This window comes from Streptomyces albidochromogenes (assembly GCF_005981925.1).
Taxonomy (GTDB): domain Bacteria; phylum Actinomycetota; class Actinomycetes; order Streptomycetales; family Streptomycetaceae; genus Streptomyces; species Streptomyces albidochromogenes.
Genome location: NZ_VBVX01000308.1, coordinates 1 through 7,370, shown reverse-complemented (window position 1 = coordinate 7,370; position 7,370 = coordinate 1). Strand labels below are relative to the sequence as shown.

Here is a 7,370-nt window from a genome sequence, read left to right as displayed (position 1 = left end):
CCCGGTGGCTAGGCGCCGGGCGCCGGCACCGGGTCCTGTCCGAAGACCCACGGCGCCAGCACCACGAGCCAGCCGTCCGGGTCGGCGAACAGCACGGCGCCCCGGTCCGGCCAGTACGGATTCGCCGCCCGCACGGGCTCGTGGCCGCGCTCCCGCAGCCGCCGTACCGCCGCGTCCACGGCCTGCGGTCCCCGCACGTACAGCACCAGTTGGTTCTCCGGATGCGGCTCCGGGATCCTGGGCGGCGCGCCGTGCTGGGTGATCTCCATGTGCACCGGCGTCCCCGGCAGGCCGAACAGGACCCCGTCGTACCCCTCGTGGCCGCGCCACTGGCCCAGGACCGGCAGCCCCACGTCGTCCCGGTAGAAGGCGACAACGTCGTCGTAGCGCGCCGTGGGGCGGGCGAACCGCACCGCCCCCACGTCGAGGTGCTCGGGCCAGGAAGCGGGCGGGCCGGCGCCCGGAGAAGAGGTCATGGTGCGATTGTCGCCACCTGGCCCGCGGCGGGGAAGGGCGGGGCGCTCAGGCGGACGGCAGCCGGCGGAACAAGCCTTCCTGCACCACCGACACCAGCAGGTTGCCCGCCCGGTCGTAGATGCGCCCGCGCGCCAGCCCTCGCGCGCCCGTCGCCACCGGGGACTCCTGGTCGTACAGGAACCACTCGTCGGCGCGGAACGGCCGGTGGAACCACATGGCGTGGTCCAGCGACGCGATGTCGAAGGTGCGCGGCCCCCACAACGGCTCCACCGGGATCCGCACCGCGTCGAGCAGGGTCATGTCGGACGCGTACGCCAGCGCGCACGTGTGCACGAGCTGGTCGTCGCCCAGCGGGCCGACCGCGCGCATCCACACCGCGCTGCGCGGGTCCGCCTCCTTGACCTCCTCGGCGGTCCAGCGCAGCCGGTCGACGTACCGGATGTCGAACGGCTGGCGGCGGGCCATCCGCTCCAGCGCCTCCGGCAGCTCCCCGAGGTGCTCGCGGATCTCGTCCACCACCGTCGGCAGCGCGTCCGGGTCGGGGAAGTCCAGGCGGGGCGGCAGCTGGTGCTCGAAGGCGGCCTCCTCCGGCTGGTGGAACGACGCGGTCAGATTGAAGATCGTCCGGCCCTGCTGGACCGCCGTGACCCGCCGCGTGGTGAAGGAGCGCCCGTCCCGCACCCGCTCCACCTGGTACACGATCGGCACCCCGGGGCGGCCGGGACGCAGGAAGTACGCGTGCAACGAGTGCACGGGCCGGTCGCCCTCGGTCGTACGCCCGGCCGCGACCAGCGCCTGGCCGGCCACCTGCCCGCCGAAGACGCGTTGCAGCGACTCCTGCGGACTGCGGCCGCGGAAGATGTTGACCTCGATCTGCTCCAGGTCGAGCAGGTCGACGAGCCGTTCGGCGGGGTTCGTCGTCACGGGACGTTTCTCCTTGGGTTGCTTCTCGGCACCGGCCCGGGGCCGTCTGCTACAGCTGGCCGACCGAGGTGACGCGGACGACCGCCCGCCCCTCCTCGTCGGAGGCGGCGAGGTCGACCTCCGCGCTGATGCCCCAGTCGTGGTCGCCGTTCGGGTCGGCGAACGTCTGGCGGACGCGCCACAGGCCGTGGGCGGCGTCCTCCTCGATCATCAGCAGCTTGGGGCCGCGGGCGTCCGGCCCGGTGCCCAGGTCCTCGTACTCGTCCCAGTACGCGTCCATGGCCTCGCCCCACTTGTCCTCGTCCCAGCCGGACTCGCCGTCGAGCTCGCCCAGTTCCCGGACGTTGTCCAGCGCGGCCAGCTCGACGCGGCGGAACATGGCGTTGCGCACGAGTACCCGGAACGCCCGCGCGTTGGCCGTGACCGGCTTGACCTGGTCGGCGCGCTCCTGGGCCTGCTCGGCCGTCTCCACCTCGGGGTTGGCGAGCTGCTCCCACTCGTCGAGGAGACTGGAGTCGACCTGGCGCACCAGCTCGCCGAGCCACGCGATGAGGTCCTCCAGGTCCTCGGACTTGATGTCGTCCGGGATGGTGTGTTCCAGGGCCTTGTACGCGCCCGCGAGGTAGCGCAGCACGATGCCCTCGGTGCGGGCGAGCTCGTAGTGCGAGGTGAACTCCGAGAAGGTCATGGCCCGCTCGTACATGTCACGGACCACGGACTTCGGCGACACCGGGTGGTCGCCGACCCACGGGTGGCTCTTGCGGTAGACGTTGTACCCGTGCCACAGCAGCTCCTCCAGCGGCTTGGGGTACGTGATCTCCTGGAGGCGCTCCATGCGCTCCTCGTACTCGACCCGGTCCGCCTTCATCTGGCCGACCGCCTCGCCGCGCGCCTTGTTCTGCTGGGCGGCGAGGATCTGGCGCGGGTCGTCGAGGGTCGACTCCACGACCGACACCATGTCCAGGGCGTACGAGGGGGAGTCCGGGTCCAGCAGTTCGTACGCGGCGAGCGCGAACGTCGACAACGGCTGGTTGAGCGCGAAGTCCTGCTGGAGGTCGACGGTCAGCCGTACGGTACGGCCGTCGGCCTCCGGAGTCTCCAGCATCTCCACCACGCCGCCGTCGAGCAGCGAGCGGAAGATGGCGATGGCCCGCCGGATGTGCCGCAGCTGCGCCTTGCGCGGCTCGTGGTTGTCCTCCAGCAGGTGGCGCATCGCTGCGAAGGGGTTGCCGGGGCGGGCGATGACCGACAGCAGCATCGTGTGCGTCACCCGGAAGCGGCTGGTCAGCGGCTCGGGGTCGGACGTGATGAGCTTGTCGAAGCCCGTTTCGGACCAGGCGACGAAGCCCTCTGGGGCCTTCTTGCGGACCACCTTGCGGCGCTTCTTCGGGTCGTCGCCCGCCTTGGCGAGTGCCTTCTCGTTCTCCACGACGTGCTCCGGCGCCTGCGCCACGACCAGCCCCGCCGTGTCGAAGCCGGCGCGGCCCGCGCGGCCCGCGATCTGGTGGAACTCACGGGCGCGCAGCGTGCGCACGCGCGTGCCGTCGTACTTCGTGAGCGCCGTGAACAGCACCGTGCGGATGGGCACGTTGACGCCGACGCCGAGGGTGTCCGTACCGCAGATGACCTTCAGCAGGCCCGCCTGCGCGAGCTTCTCGACGAGCCTGCGGTACTTCGGCAGCATGCCGGCGTGGTGCACGCCGATGCCGTGCCGCACGTACCGCGAGAGGTTCTTGCCGAACTTCGTGGTGAAGCGGAAGTTGCCGATCAGCTCCGCGATCTGGTCCTTCTCCTCGCGCGAGCACATGTTGATGCTCATCAGCGACTGCGCCCGCTCGACAGCCGCCGCCTGCGTGAAGTGCACGATGTAGACCGGCGCCTGCTTGGTCTCGAGGAGCTCGGTCAGCGTCTCGGTGATCGGCGTGAGGCGGTACTCGTACGACAGCGGGACCGGCCGGGTCGCGGAGCGCACGACGGACGTCGGGCGGCCGGTGCGGCGGGTCAGGTCCTTCTCGAACATCGCGACGTCGCCGAGGGTCGCCGACATGAGGACGAACTGCGCCTGCGGCAGTTCGAGCAGCGGGATCTGCCACGCCCAGCCGCGGTCCGGCTCGGCGTAGAAGTGGAACTCGTCCATCACGACCTGGCCGATGTCGGCGTGCTTGCCGTCGCGCAGCGCGATGGAGGCGAGCACCTCCGCCGTGCAGGCGATCACCGGGGCGTCGGCGTTGACAGACGCGTCGCCCGTCAGCATGCCGACGTTCTCGGTGCCGAAGAGCTTGCACAGGTCGAAGAACTTCTCCGAGACCAGCGCCTTGATCGGCGCGGTGTAGAAAGTGACCTTGTCCTGGGCGAGGGCGGCGAAGTGCGCGCCCGCCGCGACCAGGCTCTTGCCGGAGCCGGTGGGCGTGGACAGGATCACGTTCGCACCGGACACGACCTCGATCAGCGCCTCCTCCTGGGCGGGATAGAGACTGATGCCCTGGCCCTCGGCCCAAGAGGTGAAAGCCTCGAAGAGGGCATCGGGGTCGGCGGTCGGGGGCATCTGATCGATAAGGGTCACGCCCCCATCTTGCCTGGCTTCCCCCCTGAACACGGAACCGGTCGGCCGTTCGAAGATCATGAGCGATACGCTGCCGTGTCGGCGGGGGCACACCACAAGAGCAAACGGGGCGGGGACGACCATGATGGGACCGGCGCACTCACTGTCAGGGGCAGCGGCCTGGCTGGGGGTGGGGGCGGCCGCGGCCGCGGCCGGACATCCGATGCCCTGGCCCGTGCTCGTCGTCGGAGCCCTGATCTGCGCCGGCGCGGCTCTCGCGCCCGACCTCGACCACAAGTCCGCGACCATCTCGCGCGCCTTCGGCCCCGTGTCGAGGGGCATGTGCGAGATCGTCGACAAGCTGTCGTACGCCGTCTACAAGGCCACGAAGAAGCAGGGCGACCCGCGCAGGTCCGGTGGCCACCGCACGCTCACCCACACCTGGCTCTGGGCGGTCATGATCGGCGGCGGCGCGTCCCTCGCGGCGTACACGGGTGGCCGCTGGGCGGTGCTCGTCCTCCTCTTCGTCCATCTGGTGCTGGCGGTGGAGGGCCTGCTGTGGCGGGCCGCCCGGGTGTCCAGCGACATACTGGTGTGGCTGCTCGGCGCGACCAGTGCGTGGATCCTGGCAGGCGTACTGGACAAACCGGGCAACGGCGCCGACTGGCTGTTCACCGGCGACGGCCAGGAGTACCTCTGGCTCGGCCTGCCGATCGTGCTCGGCGCGCTGGTCCACGACATCGGTGACGCGCTCACCGTCTCCGGCTGCCCGATCCTGTGGCCCATCCCGATCGGCCGCAAGCGCTGGTACCCGGTCGGGCCGCCGAAGGCGCTGCGGTTCCGCGCGGGCAGCTGGGTCGAGCTGAAGGTGCTGATGCCGGCGTTCATGCTGCTCGGGGGAGTGGGCGGCGCGGCGGCGCTCAACTTCATCTGACCTTTCCCTTTCGGGTGAATTGCGACGGACTCGCTGCCCGGCGCACCAAGATCCGGTTCCCTCGGATCATGGAATCCTTAGACTTGACGCGCCGTCAGTTCACCGCCCGCACCGGGACGGTGGCCGCCGCCGCTGCCGTCACCACCGTCGCCGGGACGGTGGGCCCCGTGCACACGGCCGCCGCCGCGCCCTCGGCGCCCGCCGCTCCCCGTTCCACCGCCGACTGGCAGACCTGCCTCGCCGTCGCCCGCGCCCTGCTGGTGGTCGACGAGGACGACAAGCCCCTGGTGCCGCGCTACGAGAAGATCCTCCTCGGCGACGGGCTGCCGAGAGCGGGCGCGCCGAAGAAGGTACTGGTGATCGGCGCCGGCCCCTCCGGCATGGTCGCCGCGTCGCTGCTCAAGCGCGCGGGCCACCGCGTCACGATCGTCGAGGCCAACGGAAACCGCGCCGGCGGCCGCATCAAGACGTTCCGCACCGGCGGCCACGAGAACGCCGAGCCGCCGTTCGCCGACCCGAAGCAGTACGCCGAGGCGGGCGCCATGCGCATCCCCGGCAGCCACCCGCTCGTTATCGGTCTCATCGACCGCCTGGGGATCGAGCGCCGGCCCTTCCACTACATCGACACCGACCCCGACGGGAAGCCGGCGTACCGCACCTGGATCCGCGTCAACGGGATCAGAGCGCGGCGCGCCGACTACGCGAAGAACCCGCAGGCGATCAACCGGTCCTTCGGCGTGCCGCGGAAGAACGTCGACGTCCCGGCCTCCGAGATCGTCCGGCGGGCCCTGGACCCGGTGCGCGACGAGTACAGCACCCGCCGCCCCGACGGCACCCGCGTCAACAAGCCGATGCCCGAACTGGTCGAAGGCTGGGCCCGGATCATCCAGCGCTTCGGCGACTGGTCGATGTACCGCTTCCTCACCGAGCACGCCAAGCTCGACACCCGCACCGTCGACCTCATCGGGACGCTGGAGAACATGACGTCCCGGCTGCCGCTGTCGTTCATGCACAGCTTCATGGGCGCGTCCCTGATCAGCCCCGGCACCAAGTTCTACGAGCTGACCGGCGGCACGGCGGTCCTCGCGGACGCCCTCCTCGACGACGTGCGCGACGAGGTGCGCTTCGACCGGCGCGTCACACGCATCGAGACGCGCGGCGAGGGGGCAGCGGGCCCCCGCGTACGGCTGCACACCGTCTCCGAGGGGCGCGACGGGCGCGTGGTGCGCGAGGAGTTCTCCGGCGACACCGCCATCGTCACCATCCCCTTCTCGGGCCTGCGGCACGTGCAGGTCTCGCCCCAGCTCTCCTACGAGAAGCGCCGCGCCGTCTGCGAGCTCCACTACGACAGCGCCACCAAGGTCCTCCTCGAATTCAGCCGCCGCTGGTGGGAGATGAGCGAGGACGACTGGAAGCGCGAGCTGAACGCCATGGACCCCGGGCTGTACGACGCCTACCGCAAGGGCCGGGTCCCGGACGACGGGCGGCTGCTCGGCGCCCACCCCTCCGTACCGCCCGGCCACCTCTCCGAGCAGCAGCGCACGCACTACGCGGCGCACTGCTGGGTCTCCCGGGACCAGCCGGAGGCGGCGGAGGTCATCGGCGGCGGGTCGGTGACGGACAACCCGAACCGCTTCATGTTCAACCCGTCGCACCCGGTGCCGGGCAGCGACGGAGGCGTCGTACTCGCCTCGTACAGCTGGGCGGACGACGCGCGTCGCTGGGACTCCTACGACGACGAGGCCCGGTACGCGCTGGCGCTGCGCGGCATGCAGGAGGTGTACGGGCAGCGGCTGGAGGTCTTCTTCACGGGCGCCGGCCGCACCCAGAGCTGGCAGCGCGACCCCTACGCGTACGGCGAGGCGTCCGTGCTCCTGCCGGGGCAGCACACGGAGATCTTCCCGGACACCCGCACCCCGGAGGGCCCGCTGCACTTCGCCGGGTGCCACACCTCGCTCAAGCCCGCCTGGATCGAGGGGGCGCTGGAGTCGGCGGTCCGCGCGGCCCTGGAGGTGCACGGCGGCGGTCGCTGACGGCCGCACGCCGCGGTCGTGCCGGCGGCCACCCGGCCGCCGGCATCACCGCGAGTGCGACGGGTTCGCGTTCGCGTTCGCGTTCGCGGAGAGTTAACGCCGTTGTCATACGCCGAGTTGCGGCGCGGTGCCTCCTCCTGGACACAATGGCGCCGGTACTCGACAGGATGCCGCGACGCCCGTCGCGGCATCGCACGGCACCGCGCCGCCACGACGCCCGGGGAGGGAGGACCGTGCTGCGGATCACCGCTGCCGCCAAGGCGCTGCTGCTCGCGGTGTTCGCCCTGCTGTCCCTCGCGGCCGCGACCGGCGGTTCCGCCGCCGCACCCGCCGCCGCACCCGCGTCCGTCACCGGGCCCGAGGCGGCGCCGCCCGTGGCCGGGCAGGGCTCATGCTCGCCCCCCGACTCCGACACCACCGCCCACCCCGGTCAGGCCCGCCGCGCCCAGCGGCCGGAGAC

At 71.6% G+C, this 7,370-nt stretch carries 5 protein-coding genes and 1 pseudogene; 3 read left to right on the top strand and 3 right to left on the bottom strand.

What is annotated here, in order from left to right; all coding sequences use genetic code 11:
- Positions 1-8: 8 nt before the first annotated feature.
- From E2E34_RS28265 to E2E34_RS28255, 3 genes are read right to left on the bottom strand one after another with little or no spacing between them, the layout of a single operon-like run.
- Positions 9-476, bottom strand: a complete 468-nt coding sequence (locus E2E34_RS28265; protein ID WP_138904726.1) for a VOC family protein — start codon at positions 474-476, stop codon at positions 9-11.
- A 46-nt stretch (positions 477-522) separates the two neighbouring features.
- Entirely contained in the window at positions 523-1,401 is an 879-nt protein-coding gene (locus tag E2E34_RS28260; RefSeq protein ID WP_138904725.1) for an acyl-CoA thioesterase, read from the bottom strand.
- A 49-nt stretch (positions 1,402-1,450) separates the two neighbouring features.
- Positions 1,451-3,964: a DEAD/DEAH box helicase gene (locus tag E2E34_RS28255; RefSeq protein ID WP_138904724.1), complete on the bottom strand. Its 2,514-nt coding sequence runs from the start codon at positions 3,962-3,964 to the stop codon at positions 1,451-1,453.
- A 121-nt stretch (positions 3,965-4,085) separates the two neighbouring features.
- On the opposite strand from E2E34_RS28255, the gene E2E34_RS28250 reads away from it, so the two are divergent.
- The 3 genes and pseudogenes from E2E34_RS28250 to E2E34_RS28240 all read left to right on the top strand — a co-directional run.
- The gene (locus E2E34_RS28250; RefSeq protein WP_138904723.1) at positions 4,086-4,877 is read left to right on the top strand and encodes a metal-dependent hydrolase; all 792 of its coding nucleotides are present in this window, start codon (positions 4,086-4,088) and stop codon (positions 4,875-4,877) included.
- 68 nt (positions 4,878-4,945) lie between these two features.
- Positions 4,946-6,910, top strand: a complete 1,965-nt coding sequence (locus E2E34_RS28245; RefSeq protein WP_138904722.1) for a flavin monoamine oxidase family protein — start codon at positions 4,946-4,948, stop codon at positions 6,908-6,910.
- Between the two features lie 233 nt (positions 6,911-7,143).
- Positions 7,144-7,370, top strand: a pseudogene (locus E2E34_RS28240) (hypothetical protein); the annotation flags it as partial.

What these genes read in the sequence shown, in the direction of transcription:
- E2E34_RS28265 (WP_138904726.1), bottom strand. Translation starts at nt 476, where the DNA reads ATGACCTCTTCTCCGGGCGCCGGCCCGCCCGCTTCCTGGCCCGAGCAC.
- E2E34_RS28250 (WP_138904723.1), top strand. Translation starts at nt 4,086, where the DNA reads ATGATGGGACCGGCGCACTCACTGTCAGGGGCAGCGGCCTGGCTGGGG.
- E2E34_RS28245 (WP_138904722.1), top strand. Translation starts at nt 4,946, where the DNA reads ATGGAATCCTTAGACTTGACGCGCCGTCAGTTCACCGCCCGCACCGGG.